Below are 15887 nucleotides of genomic sequence, written 5' to 3' on the forward strand. Positions count from 1 at the left end.
AAAATACTTAATGCCTTTTCTTAAATTTGCAGTATGTGGTACAATAATATTTTAGAAACCATTGGTAATACACCATTGGTCAAATTAAATACAATTACTAAAGGAATACCGGCAACGGTTTTAGCTAAAATTGAAACAACTAACCCTGGAAATTCTATCAAAGACCGGATGGCGGTAAAGATGATTGAAGATGCAGAGAAAAGTGGCAAGCTAAAACCAGGTGGAACCATTATTGAAGGAACATCCGGCAATACAGGAATGGGATTGGCTATGGCCGCTATCATTAAAGGTTACAAATGTATTTTTACCACCACAGATAAGCAATCTAAAGAAAAAGTTGACGCTTTACGTGCCTTTGGTGCGGAGGTAATCGTTTGTCCAACTAATGTAGAGCCTGAAGACCCACGTTCATATTATTCGGTTTCTTCCCGTTTAGAGCGCGAAGTACCCAATTCATGGAAACCTAATCAGTACGATAACTTAGCTAATTCTCAAGCGCATTATGAGCAAACCGGACCAGAAATATGGGCGCAAACTGAAGGCAGAATTACCCATTTAGTAGTGGGTGTAGGTACGGGTGGAACGATATCAGGAACAGGGAAATACCTAAAAGAGAAAAATCCAGATATTAAAGTATGGGGAATTGATACTTATGGTTCGGTATTCAAAAAATATAAAGAAACAGGAATCTTCGATAAAGATGAGATATATCCTTATATCACCGAAGGGATAGGGGAGGATTTTCTTCCTGCGAATGTTGATTTCAGTGTGATTGATCTGTTTGAAAAGGTAACTGATAAGGATGCTGCATTAATGACCAGGGATATTGCCAGAAAAGAAGGCATTTTTGTTGGTAATTCTGCTGGTGCTGCAGTAGCGGGATTGGTTCAGCTTAAAGATAAATTAAAACCTGAAGATGTGGTAGTAGTTATTTTTCACGATCATGGTAGCCGATACATGGGTAAGATGTACAATGAAGATTGGTTACGTGAACGCGGCTTCTTACAAGATGAAAAATTAACGGCAAAATCTATTCTTGCCAAAAAGGAAAGTGCTGATATCGTGACACTTGATGCGCAAAAATCGGTAATCGAAGCAATCAATACCATCAAATCGATGAACATTTCTCAAATTCCGGTAACACAACAAGGAATGATTGTTGGGAAAATCGCGGAGAGCGATATTTTGTCTGCCTTACTCGAAAATCCGGGTTTGAAATCTGCTCCAATCGCAGAAATTATGACAGCTACTTTCCCTTTTGTGGATCTGAACACATCAATTGATAAGATTTCTTCTTTGATAAATAAAGAAAATTCGGCAGTGCTGGTAGAGGATGAGTCGGGTAAAATTGAGATTATTACACAGTATGATATCATTAATGCGATATCGGGATAAAGCATTTGATTATTTTTGATAAAGGCCATAAGTTACTAACTTGTGGCCTTTATTATGATATACCATGGCCACGCTCAAAGAAATATTATCCGCTAAAACCAACGAACAGTTAAAATATTATATACAAAATGTAGATAAGCACACCGAAGAGGCTGTTCGGGTTGCATTAGCTGAATTACAGGCACGAAACGTCGATTTACCTGAAGATATTGCTGCGCAGATTGAAGCTAAAATCGAAGCCAAGCAAGGTGCAGGCTATGACAGTACGAATAACTGGAGGAAAAATATAGTTGAAGATGTTGATGCTCCGGAATATTACTCTCAAACGGCTATCTATGTTTTCTCCATTCTTTTTTCAGTACTTTTTGGATCTGTAATGATGGCGATTAATTTAAAGCGGGCAGAAAAAAAGTGGGGATGGGCAATTTTGTACGGATTTGGATTTACTGTTGCGTTCGCCTATTTGACGCAATTTATTTCCGGACCATCTATTAGCCTTTCATTTATAGGTAATGCCGTTGGGGTGACCATTATGTACCAGCTATTTTGGAATAGCCAGATTGGAAAGGAGACAAGATATCGGGCTAAACCAATTTGGATACCACTGATTATTGGAATTTTCCTGATGATTCCAATAATATACTTCGTTATACGAAAGCCTTAAACTTAAAAAGATCCCTGAATACATTTCAGAGATCTTTTTAGGTTTCGTTTTTAGGCTTTTAGCTATAAACCATTAGTGACTTGGCGCATCGGCATTTACACGCTTAATCTGTGCGCCTAAGGCACGTAAACGTGTATCGATATCCTGGTAACCGCGCTCAATCTGTTCTATGTTGTAAATGGTTGATTTACCCTCTGCAGATAAAGCTGCAATCAGTAGTGAAACCCCAGCTCTGATATCCGGAGAGGTCATACTGATTCCACGCAATTTATATTTTTTATCAATGCCGTTAACAGTTGCACGGTGCGGATCGCAAAGAATAATCTGCGCCCCCATATCAATCAATTTATCGACAAAGAATAAGCGGCTTTCGAACATCTTTTGGTGGATCAGAACGTTTCCTTTTGCCTGAGTTGCCACAACTAAAACAATACTTAGCAAGTCAGGTGTAAAACCTGGCCACGGAGCATCTGCAATGGTTAAAATTGATCCATCAATAAAGGTGTCAATCTCGTAATGCTTTTGAGATGGAACGAAAATGTCGTCTCCTCTTCTTTCAAGTTTGATACCCAATTTTCTGAAAACTTCAGGAATAACCCCCAGTTCATCATAACAAACATTTTTGATGGTAATTTCAGATTCGGTCATCGCTGCCATGCCGATGAATGAACCTATTTCTATCATATCCGGAAGCATACGGTGTTCTGTACCTCCCAATTGAGTTACACCTTCAATAGTCAGCAAATTAGAACCAATTCCTGAAATTTTAGCCCCCATGCGGTTTAGCATTTTGCAAAGCTGTTGCAAATAAGGTTCGCAAGCTGCGTTGTAGATCGTTGTAGTGCCTTTAGCAAGAACTGCGGCCATTACAATGTTAGCCGTACCTGTAACAGAAGCCTCATCTAACAGAATATAAGCACCCTGTAAATTAGTAGCATCTACATTGAAGAACGCTTTCTTACTATCATAAACAAATTTGGCACCTAGTTTTTCGAATCCGATGAAGTGAGTATCTAATCTTCTACGTCCAATTTTATCACCACCTGGTTTAGGAATTGCTGCCTTACCAAAACGAGCCAATAAAGGTCCCACAATCATAATAGAACCTCTTAAACCACCGCCTTTTGACTTGAAAACATCCGATTGGAAGAAATCAAGATTGATATTTTTAGCCTCAAAGCTATAAGTGTCTTTATTTAAGCGTTCTACAGTAACACCAAGGTCACCTAAAAGCTCAATCAGTTTGTTAACATCCTTAATGTCAGGTATATTGCTGATAGTTACTTTTTCTTCTGTCAGTAATACTGCAGAAAGAATCTGTAAAGCCTCGTTTTTGGCGCCCTGAGGAGTAATTTCGCCTTTTAATTTGATTCCGCCTGTTATTTCAAATGCGTTCATATATCTGTTTTTCTGCTAATAAGATTATTTTCAGGTCTTCTCCGCTATTACAATCTCTAATTTAAGAGATTCCTGATACCCGGAGAACAGGGTTGAAAATATAAAGGTTCTTAGTATTTAGATTTGTTGTTGTTATTTCTTTGTCGATTGTTGTTGTTATTGTTATTCTGGCGGTTTTTCCCATTATTGTTATTATTCCGGCCACGGTTATTGTTGTTGTTGTTTTGACGTGGGTTCTGCTGTCTGAATTCTACCTTTGCCAGGTTTACATTTTCATCAAGTCGCAATAATCCACCAGATAAATCATGTAAATCTTTAAGAATGGTTTCGTCAGAAACATTATCTTTATTCCAGGTTACATAAGCCATTTTCATAAAGTTGGCAATGCTTTGAACCATCACTTTTTTATGCTCAGGATTTTCCTCCCGCATAGCTTTTTCAATAAGGTTTTCTACTGCTTTACCATAATGTTTGTAAGTAATTCGCTGCTGCGGATAACCAATATGTGCAGGTTTTACAAATGCATTTTCTGGTAAAGGTTTAGGATAGGGGCTATCTACATCAATCTGATATCCCGAAATGATGTGGAGGTGATCCCAAAGTTTATGTTTAAAATCGGCAACATCACGTAAATGTGGTTGTAGGAAGCCCATCAGGTCGATAACAGCCTGGGCATATTTATTCCGTTCTTCAATGGTTGGTAACGCGCAGATATACTTTACCATATTTTGAACATTGCGGCCATATTCTGATAAAATTAAATGGCTACGCGTAGTATTATAATCAAAACTCATGTCAAATAAATTAATGGATAAATTTTCTGGCGATACGAATTATGAAATAACCAGAAGAGTTTAGGTTATGAATTCACCGAAATGTCTATTGCCAGATTTCGTTTAATAAATTCAAAGATACTAAAAATATTGAGGATTGAATGTTCGTTGCTTATTTTTTGCAAACGTTCCCGGCAGGGGGCTCACTGCAATTTATGTTTCGGATATCTGGCTTGTAAAAACAGTTAAGAAATGAAGCAAAGTTCCATTGCTGAGGGTGCCAAACAACTATTTCCTGTTTAAAGTTCGTCGCTGTTTTTTGGGTAATCAAAAAACACGAGCTCACCAGTTCCTCTGCTCACCATTTTCCAGGAGTCAAAAGGGAAGGAGACCAACACCATACCCGCTGTAGGGATATTGTAAATGTCTGCATCACTAAGTTCATTGGCAAAGTCGGTAAAACCTGGATTGTGACCAAACATGATCACGGTATCGGCACCATCACTTAAGCCATTAACAACTTTTAGCAGTGCAGTGGTGTTTGCTTCATAAATCGATTCTTCATAGATAATATGTTCAACGCCATATGCTTCAGCAAAGTATTTAGCTGTAGACTTTGCCCTTTTTGCCGGACTACTAACCATCAAATCGAATTTAAAGTCTCTTCGCAGTAAACGTTCTGCCATTTCAGGCGCATTTTCTTTACCACGTTTATTTAAGGGGCGATCAAAGTCTTTTAGGTCTGCATTGCCCCAGTCGGATTTGCCATGACGGACCAATAATAATTGCTTAGCCATTGAGTTTCTGTTCTATTTTATTAATGATCGTTTCTGGTTGAATCATTTCCATACAACTTTCAACACCGCAAAGGCAGGGTTTGTTTCCATAAATAGAATTAGGCCTGTTTGGATGGTCAATTTGGATGCAGTCTTCCTCTGACTGTCCATAACCTAAGAAACCTGCATAAGGGTGTGTTGGACCCCATACAGAAACTACTGGTACTCCCTCCAGAGATGCCATATGCATCCCGGACGAATCCATGCTGAGCATAAGATCCAAATTGGAAATGATAGACAGCTCTTCGGAAAGGTTAAACTGACCAATTAAATTATAAGAATTTTCGTGTTTCCTGACCCATTTTTCTGCGATTGCTTGCTCTGCTTCTCCTCCTCCGAATATAAAAAGCTGATACCCATTGGCAGATAGCCCTTCAATTACCTTGTCCATTTTATCGTAGGGATAAATTTTATAAAAGTGCTGAGCAAAGGGGGAAATCCCAATCTTTTTGGCAGGAGTTGTAAAAAGCCCTGCTGCTTTTGCAGGTAGTTGGTGTGGCCGGTTTTGAAGTTGATGAGAGAGTTTAAAAACATAACCTAAACTTCTGAAAACATCAGCATATCTTTCGACGGTGGGGCGTAAGGGTTTTAAAACTTTATGCTCATCGCGTGTCAAGGCTTTTTTCTCGGCTCGGCCCTTATCTATTCTTTTAATTTTTACCCCGGAAATTCTAAAAAAGCTTGATACTGCCCTGCTTCTGATATTATCATGAAGATCGGCAATAGAAGAAGCTTTATATTGTTTTAATTCTCTAAATAGGTGATATAGCCCTGATAATCCTTTATGGATGGTTTTGGGTTCTATTGCATGGAAAATGAGATTTGGAATTGAGCTGAAAAAAGGCTTGAAGGCTGCCCTGCTCACCATTATGATTTCTTTTTCTGGGTGTTGCAGCGTGAATTCTTGCAAAACAGATGCCACCATCGCCACATCGCCCATAGCCGAAAAACGTAAAACGATGATTTTCTCTTTTGATGATGCCATAATTTTCCGCACTGGTTTAACTCCTTTCCACTAAGGTTCAAAGAACACCAAGATTTAAGGCTAATGGAAAGATAGCTTGTCTGGGTGCTGAAACGGTCTACTGCTTAAGTGCTATACAGGTTAAATAATTAAGCTTTTTTATATAATATAGGATTCAGGCTCGGGTCGTTATACATTTTCATTTGCTTGTAAACCTTCATGTATTTTTTCCCGGCCTCAATGTCTGTTAAAAGTTCATCAATACTTTTAGAAAGATCTTCGCGCTGCGTTAACAATACATCCAGTTTCGTTTGGCAGAGTTCGCGATGAGCGGCAGAAGCACTTGGTCTTTCAGCTTCTTCACGCATGTGATAGATTTTTAAAGCTAAAATCGACAATCTATCTATAGCCCATGCTGGACTTTCGGTATTTACTTTCGCATTAGCTTCGGCTTTTATGCCCTGATATAGATTGAGGAAATACCCATCAATAAACTCTACCATATCTGTACGCACCTGGTTCTGAGCATCAATCCTGCGTTTCCAGCTTAAACCCTCAACCGGATCAATCTCGGGGTTACGTACTACATCCTCCATATGCCATTGAGCGGTATCTATCCAATTCTTAAGGTAAAAAAGATGCTCCAGGCTCTCCGCATCGTAAGGATTGGAAATTGGGTAGTCAATATCATCAAACTGATGATAATCGGTAATGGCTTGATTAAATATACGGTTGGCTATTTCACTTATCATGGGGCAAAGGTATTGAAAAGATTAAATTATTTATTATGCCAGTAACTATGGTTTTTTGCGCTCAAAATATTGAGTAATTTCATCTACTGAAAAGGCATTTAAGCATTTGTCAGCACTTAAGCCACCTTTTCTGGCTACTAAAATGCCATAGTTCATATCATGAAATCCTTCTGTTCTATGTGCATCCGGATTAACAGAAAGGAGTACCCCTTTTTCCAGTGCATAACGGTGCCAACGCCAATCTAAATCTAAACGCAAAGGATTAGCATTAATTTCAATTACAACCTTGTTGGCTGCACATGCATCGATAATTTTTTTATAATCTATCGGATATCCGGCGCGGCTTAGTAATAATCTTCCGGTTGGATGTCCTAATATGGTAGTATAAGGATTTTCAATGGCTTTTATTAACCTTGTGGTAGCTTTTTCTTCGTCCATACGTAAATTACTGTGCACAGAAGCAACCACAAAATCGAAGGTTTTCAGGATCTCATCGGTATAATCAAGTGAACCATCGCTGAGAATATCACTTTCTATGCCTTTGAAGATTTTAAAAGGTGCAAGCTTCCTATTTAGCTCATCTATTTCCTGATGCTGGGCATAAACGCGTTGTTCGTTCAATCCTTTGGCATAAACAGCAGTTTTTGAGTGATCACAAATACCCAGGTATTCAAGGTTAAGCTGATCTTTGCAATATAAGGCCATTTCTTCCAGGCTATGTACACCATCAGACCAGGTAGAGTGATTGTGCAAACTTCCTTTCAGATCTTCATACTTTATTAATACAGGGAGTTGATTGGCTTTAGCCAATTCTATTTCGTCGTAATCCTCTCGAAGTTCAGGTGCAATAAACGCTAAACCAGCTTGGTTATAGATATCTTCTTCATTTGAAAAAGGGCCACTTCCGGCCAATGCTAAAACTTTATCCACATGTGCCTGGCAGCCTGTTTGTTTAAACCACTCCAGATAGAAAGCAGCTTTTTCGGTAAGGATAACTTTCACTTTAAGCCCCGCTTCTGTTACGGCATGAAAGGCATTATCACCTTGAATTAAAGTCAGGGGTGCAAAAGCATCTATATTCAGTATAATGGCTTCTGGGTTTTCGGCACCAATAATGATTTCTAGTTCATCAATAATTTCACAGCTGCGTCTGTACTGGCCTGCAAATCCCAATAACGCGTCATGATCTACCGATACTAACCATGCAGAAAGTGATGTAAATATCGATTTGGCAAAGCCTTCAATCTGCGCATATAAAAATCTGCCATTGGCTGCAATTTTGAATTCTATTGCTTTTTTTATTTCTTCCTGTGTTTTTAAACCAAAACCTTTGGCCTCAATTAATCGGTTCTCATTGCAGGCATAATAAAGTTCTCCAATATTCTCTATGCCCAAAACATGCCAAATGATAGCTATTTTTTTTGGTCCGATGCCTTTAATACTTAGCATCTCAACCACTCCTTCTGGAGTTTTTGCAATTAAATCCTGCAGTTCTTTCAATGCCCCGGTTTCCAGCAGCTCAGCCACCTTGGAGGCGAGGCTTTTTCCTATCCCATCTATTTTATCTAAATCCGATAAGGCCTTGTCTTTAAGCGCGAAAGGGAGTTTGTCGATTTTAAAATAAGCATTAGCGATAGATTTTATTTTAAAAGGGTTTTCCTCATGCAGTTCCATTAACTGCGATAAAAGTTTTAGGGTACGGGCGATGGTTTTATTCTCCATAAGCGGTAAAATTAAGGAAAATAATGTTTCAAAACTTTTGGATGGTATGAATTTGCCACACAATTTCAAAAGCGTGTTGTTCTTAAACTATGAATAAGTTTTATGGGAGTATTGTTTTCGGATTAGGTATTGCCCTGATTTCCTGTAAGTCGCCCCGCAGAATCCAGGATAAGGTAGACTCTATCGTGAGTATAGAGTCAGGACCAGGAAAAATAATTGATGAACGATTTTTAATTGTTCCAGGCCGTTCTGTAGGAGAAATATCGCTGGGTGATGATTTAGAAAGTGTAGGTAAAAGGCTAGGTAAACCAGATGCAGGGGATGCAGCTATGGGCAAGGCCTGGGGAATTTGGTATAAGACTGATGCAGTAACTAAACAAAAATCTGAATTAGCCATCTACTCCGCCTATCGGGATACAAGCATGCGGTTAAAGGAGGTTAAGCAAATCAGAATTACTTCAAACGCTTATAAAACGCAAGATGGGTTCGGGACCGGGAGAACCATGAATGATACAGAACTCCATTTCCCAGGTATGGAAGAAGTAGCTGCCTATTTAAACGAGAATAAGGATACTATTTTGGTTTATGACGCTAAACCGGAAGGAATAAGCTTCGAATTCTTAAAAGGAAGGGGTATTTCGATTACCGTGCACCCTAAAAATGTACCCATTAATAATACTTACCTTACGCTCCATCCAGAATGGAAAGTGGTTAAGTGAGGGTAAATGTTAGTCGAGTATTTAGTATCAAGTATCTAGTATCAGGTAGCAAGTATAAAGTACAAAGTGTCAAGGATAGAAGGGATACTATAGCAATTGGTTTATGCTTTTGCCTTTAGGTATAGAAACAATAAAGCCCGGTGCTGGATAAACATGCCGGGCTTTATTTTAATTATTTTCTACTTAATAACAGCTTCGAATGGCATTCTTGCCTGGATGCCTGAGCTCGCAACTACTTTTTTCATTTGTTGATAGAGATAGTAATTTTCTCCCAGCTCTTGTTTGGTATAGTAAGTTTTAACGCGATCAGTACTTTCCTGAAGCAGTGATTTTAACGGATCAATTACATCAGGGTACTCAACAATTTTATAATTTGTTAGCTTGGCTTTTTTAGCAGCAGCTTTAATGGCATCATTAAAACTTCCGATTCGATCTGCCAGTCCTATTTGTACCGCATCTGTGCCAATCCAAACATGGCCACCGCCAATGCTATCAATGTACGCTTTACTTTTCTTTCTGCCCTCTGCCACGCGGCTCACGAAGCCACTGTATATTCTATTCAGTTCATTTTGAATGATGAATCTTTCACCATCGGTCATCGGGCGGTTAGTGGCCATGATATCGGCGTATTTTCCTGTTTTTACACCATCGAATGTTATCCCCAGTTTGTTGGTCATTAGGTTTTGGAAATTTGGAATAATACCGAAGACACCAATAGAGCCCGTAATGGTATTGGGCTGAACAAAAATACTATCTGCAGCACAGCCGATGTAATATCCGCCAGATGCGGCAACATCGCCAAAAGAGGCAATAACAGGTTTTTCTTTTTTGCTGAGTACAATTTCTCTCCAGATTACATCAGAAGCCAGCGCACTACCACCAGGAGAATTTACACGAAGCACAATGGCTTTTATATCTTCGTCTAAACGTGCCTTGCGAATGGCCCTTGAAATACGTTCCGAACCGATCTGATTATCAGATCCTTCACCCCCGGTAATATCTCCGTTGGCATAGATAACAGCTATTTTGTTACTGCCAGAGCCACCGTCAGAATTGTTCTTTAGGTAATCATTAATGGAAACAGCGCGGATGATTTCATTTTTTTTACGACCAGACAGTTGGCGAAGCTTATCTAGAATCTCGTCTTTATATTTTAAACCGTCTACCATTTTGAAATCCAGTGCATCCTTAGGTTCACGGATTTTGTAGTTATCTGCAATGGTGTATAGTGAATCTTTCTGGATATCTCTGCTTTGAGCAATATCCGTTAAGAAAGTATTGTATAAGCCACCAACATAAGCAGTTACTTGCTTACGGTTATAATCACTCATTTTATCCAGAATGAAAGGCTCTACAGCACTTTTATAATTTCCTACGCGGATTACCTGTGCTTCTATTCCTAACTTTTCGAGAGTACCTTTAAAAAAAGTAAGTTCAGAACTGAAGCCTTTAAATTCTAATGCTCCCTCTGGATTAAGGTAGATTTCATCAGCTACAGAAGCTAAATAGTAAGCTCCCTGGGTATACACTTCACTATACGCAATGATCTTTTTATGAGATTTTTTAAAATCAATTAATGCATTCCTGATCTCACGCATGGTAGCAAAGCCAGCATTCGGACTGCTTACATTCAGATAAATACATTTAATATTATCATCTGTTTTTGCATTTTGAAGAGATTTTAGAAGGTCGTTTAACCCCAGGCCCTCTTTTTCTTCACCTCCAACAATGGGCAAATTACCAAATGGATTTTTAGGAGTTCTTTCTGTTATTGCCTGATCCAGGTTTAAAAACAAAACTGAGTTATTATTTACAACTACTGCTTTATCTGTATCAACTGATGAAATAAGGGCCACAATGATAAAAAAGCAAATTACCCCCATAAGTACTATGGATAGGAAAAAGCCAAGCATGGAGGCAAATAGATACTTAAAAAAATCTCTCATTTAAATGTTTTAATTTTGTGCTGTAAAGATATAAAAATACACATCGCTTATATGGCTTTAGAGCGCACAATTGCTTATTTGTTACTGGGGGGAAATTTAGGAGATATTAAGGCAAATTTCGGCCTCGCAATACAGTTATTAACGAAAAGGGTTGGTCAGCTAGTGTCGGTTTCGGCATTATACGAAACTGCTGCCTGGGGTAAAACGGATCAACCGGCATTTTTAAACCAGGCCATTGCTTTAGAAACCAGCTTGTCTGCTCTCGAAGTTTTAGAATGCGCGCTGAGTATCGAGTCTGAATTGGGCAGAATTAGAAAAGAGAAATGGGGAGAAAGATTGATAGATATTGACCTTATCCTCTTCGGTACTGAAGTAATTCATATTCCGGGAAAGCTACAGGTGCCACATCCACACATGCAGGATCGGAATTTTGTTTTGACCCCATTAGCCGAAATAGCAGGAGAGGTGATTCATCCGGTAATTGGTGAAAACATTTCAAAATTAGCAGAAAATACTTCTGATAAATTACCTGTAAAGCGGCTGTAATTATTAGATTTGTTTTATGGAGAATAATTATGATAATCATCCCATAGATTTATCATATCTTATAGAAATGCTTGGGAATAACCGGGCGTTCATAGTTGAATTTATTGATGCCTTTTTTGAGCAAACCCCACTGTACCTTGAAGAAATCGAAAATGCATTATTCGAACACAACTGGGATCGGGTTGCGCGTTCTGCACACAAGATTAAGCCTACATTTGCTTATTTTGGACGCCATGATATCAAGGAGCTTGTTCAAACCATTGAGTTAGATGCCCGGGAAACCTACCCGCTTGATAAGGTTAAGACAGATGTTGAACTACTTAAATTGGCTTTAAATAAACTCTATTTACAGCTTGAAGAAGTAAAGGTAAAGTTGTAAGTGAAGGTGTTAAATAGATTTACCTCTAAAATGCAAGAACGACATGCCGATGTAAAGCACCAGCACAAACGGAATAGCTGCAAATTTTAAAAAGACAATGAGCAGGGCAGAGATAATCAAAAAGATAAATTTGATCTTATTGCCCGACCAGCTTAGTTCCCCGAATTTTAATGAAAATATTTTAATCTCGCTCACTAAAAGAAAAGATGTTAAAGCCGTTATGCCTAGGAGGAGTGATGATGAACCCACTATACCTGGATAATCGCGACCTATAAAAGATAATGAACAGATAAACAAAGTATTCATTGGCGTATTTAGACCAATAAAATCTTCAGTCTGCCTGTCGTCATTATTAAACTTGGCTAAACGAAGAGCAGAAAATATGGTAATCAGGAAACCAAAGTAGGGTAGATATTCAGAACTGAAGTCGCTCAGTTTTAATAACTGGAACATTACAACTCCGGGAAGAAACCCAAAACTTACCATATCAGCCAGAGAGTCGAGATCTTTTCCAATTGCCGATTTCACATTCAGGAAACGAGCAGCCATGCCATCAAAAAAGTCGAAAATACCAGAAAGGATAACGAAGTAAGCGGCGGTTTCAAGATCGCCTTTGAATGCAAAAACGATACCTATACAACCAGAAAAGAGGTTCGCACAAGTAATCGCATTGGGAATGTACTTTTTCATGAGATAGGGTAAAGGTAAATAAATAAGGTGTAAGATTTAAGTATCCTGAGGGAAAACTTAATCCTTACACCTATATGTTTTTTTGCCTTTTACTAGCTGTTCATGGAAATAAGGAATTCTTCATTGCTCTTAGTTCCCTTAATTTGAGCCTGAACAAATTCCATAGCCTCCTGGCTATTCATATCTGCTAAGTGGTTGCGTAAAATCCAAACCCTTTGCAACGTATCTCTGTCGTGCAATAAGTCATCTCTACGTGTACTTGAAGCAGTAATGTCGATAGCAGGGAAAATACGTTTGTTAGATAATTTACGATCTAACTGAAGCTCCATGTTACCTGTACCTTTAAATTCTTCGAAAATTACTTCATCCATTTTAGAGCCTGTATCAGTTAATGCGGTTGCTAAAATGGTTAATGAACCCCCATTTTCAATATTACGGGCAGCTCCAAAGAAACGTTTTGGTTTGTGTAATGCATTGGCATCAACACCACCAGATAAGATTTTTCCAGATGCAGGAGCGGTGGTATTATAAGCCCTGGCTAAACGGGTAATTGAATCTAAAAGAATGACTACATCGTGACCACTCTCTACCAAACGTTTCGATTTTTCGAGTACTATATTCGCAATTTTTACGTGACGCTCTGCTGGCTCATCAAAAGTAGAAGCAATTACTTCTGCCCTAACACTACGAGCCATATCTGTAACCTCTTCCGGGCGTTCATCAATTAACAGGATAATCAAATACACTTCAGGATGGTTTTTGGCAATTGCGTTCGCTACTTCTTTTAGCAGGTTGGTTTTACCTGTTTTTGGTTGTGCTACAATTAAACCACGCTGACCTTTACCTATTGGCGTAAACAAATCCATGATCCGGGTACTGTAGTTCCCCATATCAGTATATAAATTTAATCTTTCGGTAGGGAAAAGGGGAGTAAGATAATCAAAAGGTACCCGATCACGAACTTCAGCAGGGATACGGCCATTAATGGTTTCTACCCTTACTAATGGAAAATATTTTTCACCTTCTTTTGGAGGGCGAATGCTTCCTTTTACTGTATCACCAGTTTTTAAACCAAATAGTTTAATCTGAGATTGAGATACATAAATATCATCAGGAGAAGTGAGGTAATTATAATCTGCAGAACGTAAGAAACCATAACCGTCTGGCATAATCTCTAAAACGCCTTCGTTGGTAATTACATTGTCGAAATCTAAATTAGAGTAGCTGTTTTCATTTTTGTGATGGCTACCTGCATTAGGTTGTTTTTGCTGACGATTTTCATCGCGTTGTGGCTTTTCTTTTTGCTCGTGTTTCGGCTTTGGAGCCGGAACAACTTCAGCATTTTCTTCGATAAGCGCAGAGATTGGTTTTACACTTTCTTCAGCTTCAACAACCCTTTCAGGCTGGAATTCAACTACAGGTTCATCAAAAAGTGTTACTGATTCTGTTTTAGGTTTAGAAACAGGAACCACATCATCTTTTTGTATTCTTGCTCTTTTTTTCGCTGGTTTTTCGGGCTCAGCTACCGCTACTGCTACTTCAGGCTCTGCAACAGGTGCTTTTGCTGTTTTTGCAGTTTTTGCTTTTGCTGTTACCGGTGCTTTTGCTTTTTTCTCTACAGGTGCATCTGAATCAGATTTTGCTGCACTTATCATTTCTTGCTGATGTAAAAGCACTTCAACTAAGTCAATTTTTTTTAGGGAATCGGCACCTTCTATGCCGTAAGTTTTTGCAAGCTCACGCAGTTCTGATGTGAGTTTATCATTTAATTCTGTTTTGCTAAACATTCTAAATATATATGTTTCAAGAAATTTTTTATTCGCTTATAACGTGATATCAGTTATAAGGCTGCACAAGCTTATAAATTGTGTTTTGCCTAAGCCTGGCGGTTTTGTTGTGTATAAATTCTTTAAGGCTATAAAACTGTGATGAGTTTTTACTTTAATAAACTCAAAATGGTTTCATAAAGTGTTTAAATGCTGAATAAAAAGCAATATTGGCTTTTAAAAATGATTACAAAAAACAAGTCTTGGTAAAATTTTCTGGGATATTCAGATAAACGGTTGAGAAATTATGTTGCAATTGTATGTATTTGAAACGTAATCTGCAAGAGAAAACTGAAAATGTTTAAAAAAATATTTATTGTTGGAATAATATTGTCGTGCAAAAAGTTTAAAAATCTTCATATTTGCAGCAAATAAGCCATTATATGACCAAGCAACAACTTTTTGCGGAAATACAAAAAAAACGTTCATTTCTTTGTATTGGCCTCGATTCTTCTTTAGATAAAATTCCTCAGCATTTGTTAAAGTATGAAAATCCGATTTTGGAGTTCAATAAACAAATTATTGATGCCACTAAAGATTTATGTGTTGCTTATAAACCCAATACTGCCTTTTATGAATGCTATGGTAAAAAAGGTTGGGAAACTTTAATCGAAACGTGGAAATACATACCACAGGATATTTTTTCTATTGCTGATGCAAAAAGAGGGGATATTGGCAATACTTCTGCCATGTATGCAGAAACCTTTTTCAATGCGGCCTCATCAGATATGAGTTTTGACTCGGTTACTGTTGCACCTTACATGGGTAGCGATTCGGTAACGCCGTTTCTGACTTTTAAAGATAAATGGGTGATCCTTTTGGCATTAACTTCCAATACCGGGCATGCTGATTTTCAACTCCAGCAAATTGGCGATGAGCGTTTATTTGAGAAGGTACTCCAAATTTCTCAAAATTGGGCTACTGACGAGCAAATGATGTACGTGGTAGGTGCAACACGTGGAGCTGCATTTGCCGATGTCCGTAAACTTGCCCCAAACCATTTTTTACTGGTTCCAGGAGTAGGCGCACAAGGTGGCGATTTAAAAGAAGTTTGTAAATACGGATTAAACTCACAGTGTGGATTATTAATCAATTCTTCGAGAGGGATTATTTATGCTGGTCAGGGAGAAGATTTTGCCGAAAAAGCAAGAGCCGAAGCCCTTAAATTGCAACAGGAAATGGAGCAGATTTTGGTCGCGGCTGATCTGATATCGTAATTCGAAATTGCTATTCGTTAGCAAAGTTGTAGTATTATTAAGTCGCTAACCAGTTTGACT

The 15887-nt window shown here is 38.4% G+C and carries 15 protein-coding genes; 6 read left to right on the forward strand and 9 right to left on the reverse strand.

The window, feature by feature from the left end:
* Positions 1 to 33: 33 nt before the first annotated feature.
* Together ACQY77_RS21010 and ACQY77_RS21015 are read left to right on the forward strand one after the other, a co-directional pair.
* Positions 34 to 1395, forward strand: coding sequence for a pyridoxal-phosphate dependent enzyme (locus ACQY77_RS21010; protein WP_421940359.1), 1362 nt, complete (start codon positions 34 to 36; stop codon positions 1393 to 1395).
* Positions 1396 to 1459: 64 nt separating this feature from the next.
* A complete protein-coding gene (locus tag ACQY77_RS21015; RefSeq protein ID WP_421940358.1) occupies positions 1460 to 2059 on the forward strand; it encodes a hypothetical protein in 600 nt (199 codons plus the stop codon).
* A 72-nt stretch (positions 2060 to 2131) separates the two neighbouring features.
* Here ACQY77_RS21015 and murA read toward each other — a convergent pair whose 3' ends face one another.
* From murA to ACQY77_RS21045, 6 genes are all read right to left on the reverse strand, one after another.
* Complete coding sequence (gene murA / locus ACQY77_RS21020) at positions 2132 to 3457, reverse strand: UDP-N-acetylglucosamine 1-carboxyvinyltransferase (protein WP_421940357.1); 1326 nt, start codon at positions 3455 to 3457, stop codon at positions 2132 to 2134.
* Between the two features lie 110 nt (positions 3458 to 3567).
* A complete protein-coding gene (locus ACQY77_RS21025; RefSeq protein WP_421940356.1) occupies positions 3568 to 4251 on the reverse strand; it encodes a DUF4290 domain-containing protein in 684 nt (227 codons plus the stop codon).
* 278 nt (positions 4252 to 4529) lie between these two features.
* On the reverse strand, positions 4530 to 5027 hold the full coding sequence (locus ACQY77_RS21030) for a SixA phosphatase family protein (protein ID WP_421940355.1): 498 nt from the start codon (positions 5025 to 5027) through the stop codon (positions 4530 to 4532).
* Positions 5020 to 6051, reverse strand: a complete 1032-nt coding sequence (locus ACQY77_RS21035; RefSeq protein ID WP_421940354.1) for a glycosyltransferase family 9 protein — start codon at positions 6049 to 6051, stop codon at positions 5020 to 5022. Before ACQY77_RS21035 ends, ACQY77_RS21030 begins: the two co-directional genes overlap by 8 nt.
* A 128-nt stretch (positions 6052 to 6179) precedes the next feature.
* The gene (locus ACQY77_RS21040) at positions 6180 to 6782 is read right to left on the reverse strand and encodes a DUF4254 domain-containing protein (protein ID WP_421940353.1); all 603 of its coding nucleotides are present in this window, start codon (positions 6780 to 6782) and stop codon (positions 6180 to 6182) included.
* A 45-nt stretch (positions 6783 to 6827) separates the two neighbouring features.
* Positions 6828 to 8504 carry a helix-hairpin-helix domain-containing protein gene (locus ACQY77_RS21045; protein ID WP_421940352.1) on the reverse strand — a complete coding sequence of 559 codons (1677 nt, stop codon included), beginning with the start codon at positions 8502 to 8504 and terminating at the stop codon, positions 6828 to 6830.
* An 89-nt stretch (positions 8505 to 8593) separates the two neighbouring features.
* Here ACQY77_RS21045 and ACQY77_RS21050 point away from each other — a divergent pair, with 89 nt between their 5' ends.
* The gene (locus tag ACQY77_RS21050; RefSeq protein WP_421940351.1) at positions 8594 to 9223 is read left to right on the forward strand and encodes a hypothetical protein; all 630 of its coding nucleotides are present in this window, start codon (positions 8594 to 8596) and stop codon (positions 9221 to 9223) included.
* Between the two features lie 179 nt (positions 9224 to 9402).
* On the opposite strand, the gene sppA is transcribed toward ACQY77_RS21050, so the two are convergent.
* Positions 9403 to 11169 (reverse strand): signal peptide peptidase SppA, encoded by a 1767-nt coding sequence (gene sppA, locus ACQY77_RS21055; RefSeq protein ID WP_421940350.1) that lies wholly within the window; start codon positions 11167 to 11169, stop codon positions 9403 to 9405.
* Between the two features lie 51 nt (positions 11170 to 11220).
* Here sppA and folK point away from each other — a divergent pair, with 51 nt between their 5' ends.
* Together folK and ACQY77_RS21065 are read left to right on the forward strand one after the other, a co-directional pair.
* On the forward strand, positions 11221 to 11715 hold the full coding sequence (gene folK, locus ACQY77_RS21060; protein ID WP_421940349.1) for a 2-amino-4-hydroxy-6-hydroxymethyldihydropteridine diphosphokinase: 495 nt from the start codon (positions 11221 to 11223) through the stop codon (positions 11713 to 11715).
* 16 nt (positions 11716 to 11731) lie between these two features.
* Positions 11732 to 12094, forward strand: a complete 363-nt coding sequence (locus tag ACQY77_RS21065) for an Hpt domain-containing protein (RefSeq protein ID WP_421940348.1) — start codon at positions 11732 to 11734, stop codon at positions 12092 to 12094.
* A gap of 9 nt (positions 12095 to 12103) precedes the next feature.
* Here ACQY77_RS21065 and pssA read toward each other — a convergent pair whose 3' ends face one another.
* Together pssA and rho are read right to left on the reverse strand one after the other, a co-directional pair.
* Positions 12104 to 12784, reverse strand: coding sequence for a CDP-diacylglycerol--serine O-phosphatidyltransferase (gene pssA / locus ACQY77_RS21070; RefSeq protein WP_421940347.1), 681 nt, complete (start codon positions 12782 to 12784; stop codon positions 12104 to 12106).
* Positions 12785 to 12876: 92 nt separating this feature from the next.
* On the reverse strand, positions 12877 to 14571 hold the full coding sequence (gene rho, locus ACQY77_RS21075) for a transcription termination factor Rho (RefSeq protein ID WP_421940346.1): 1695 nt from the start codon (positions 14569 to 14571) through the stop codon (positions 12877 to 12879).
* Positions 14572 to 14993: 422 nt separating this feature from the next.
* Between rho and pyrF the strand changes: the two genes are divergently transcribed.
* On the forward strand, positions 14994 to 15827 hold the full coding sequence (pyrF, locus tag ACQY77_RS21080) for an orotidine-5'-phosphate decarboxylase (protein ID WP_421940345.1): 834 nt from the start codon (positions 14994 to 14996) through the stop codon (positions 15825 to 15827).
* Positions 15828 to 15887 lie beyond the last annotated feature (60 nt).

This window comes from Pedobacter sp. (assembly GCF_965279535.1).
GTDB lineage: Bacteria > Bacteroidota > Bacteroidia > Sphingobacteriales > Sphingobacteriaceae > Pedobacter.

Excerpts from the sequence above, each read along its gene's own strand:
- pssA (WP_421940347.1), bottom strand. The coding sequence starts at position 12,784 with ATGAAAAAGTACATTCCCAATGCGATTACTTGTGCGAACCTCTTTTCT.
- ACQY77_RS21035 (WP_421940354.1), bottom strand. The coding sequence starts at position 6,051 with ATGGCATCATCAAAAGAGAAAATCATCGTTTTACGTTTTTCGGCTATG.
- murA (WP_421940357.1), bottom strand. The coding sequence starts at position 3,457 with ATGAACGCATTTGAAATAACAGGCGGAATCAAATTAAAAGGCGAAATT.
- ACQY77_RS21010 (WP_421940359.1), top strand. The coding sequence starts at position 34 with ATGTGGTACAATAATATTTTAGAAACCATTGGTAATACACCATTGGTC.
- folK (WP_421940349.1), top strand. The coding sequence starts at position 11,221 with ATGGCTTTAGAGCGCACAATTGCTTATTTGTTACTGGGGGGAAATTTA.
- rho (WP_421940346.1), bottom strand. The coding sequence starts at position 14,571 with ATGTTTAGCAAAACAGAATTAAATGATAAACTCACATCAGAACTGCGT.
- ACQY77_RS21045 (WP_421940352.1), bottom strand. The coding sequence starts at position 8,504 with ATGGAGAATAAAACCATCGCCCGTACCCTAAAACTTTTATCGCAGTTA.
- pyrF (WP_421940345.1), top strand. The coding sequence starts at position 14,994 with ATGACCAAGCAACAACTTTTTGCGGAAATACAAAAAAAACGTTCATTT.
- sppA (WP_421940350.1), bottom strand. The coding sequence starts at position 11,169 with ATGAGAGATTTTTTTAAGTATCTATTTGCCTCCATGCTTGGCTTTTTC.
- ACQY77_RS21065 (WP_421940348.1), top strand. The coding sequence starts at position 11,732 with ATGGAGAATAATTATGATAATCATCCCATAGATTTATCATATCTTATA.
- ACQY77_RS21015 (WP_421940358.1), top strand. The coding sequence starts at position 1,460 with ATGGCCACGCTCAAAGAAATATTATCCGCTAAAACCAACGAACAGTTA.
- ACQY77_RS21040 (WP_421940353.1), bottom strand. The coding sequence starts at position 6,782 with ATGATAAGTGAAATAGCCAACCGTATATTTAATCAAGCCATTACCGAT.
- ACQY77_RS21050 (WP_421940351.1), top strand. The coding sequence starts at position 8,594 with ATGAATAAGTTTTATGGGAGTATTGTTTTCGGATTAGGTATTGCCCTG.
- ACQY77_RS21030 (WP_421940355.1), bottom strand. The coding sequence starts at position 5,027 with ATGGCTAAGCAATTATTATTGGTCCGTCATGGCAAATCCGACTGGGGC.
- ACQY77_RS21025 (WP_421940356.1), bottom strand. The coding sequence starts at position 4,251 with ATGAGTTTTGATTATAATACTACGCGTAGCCATTTAATTTTATCAGAA.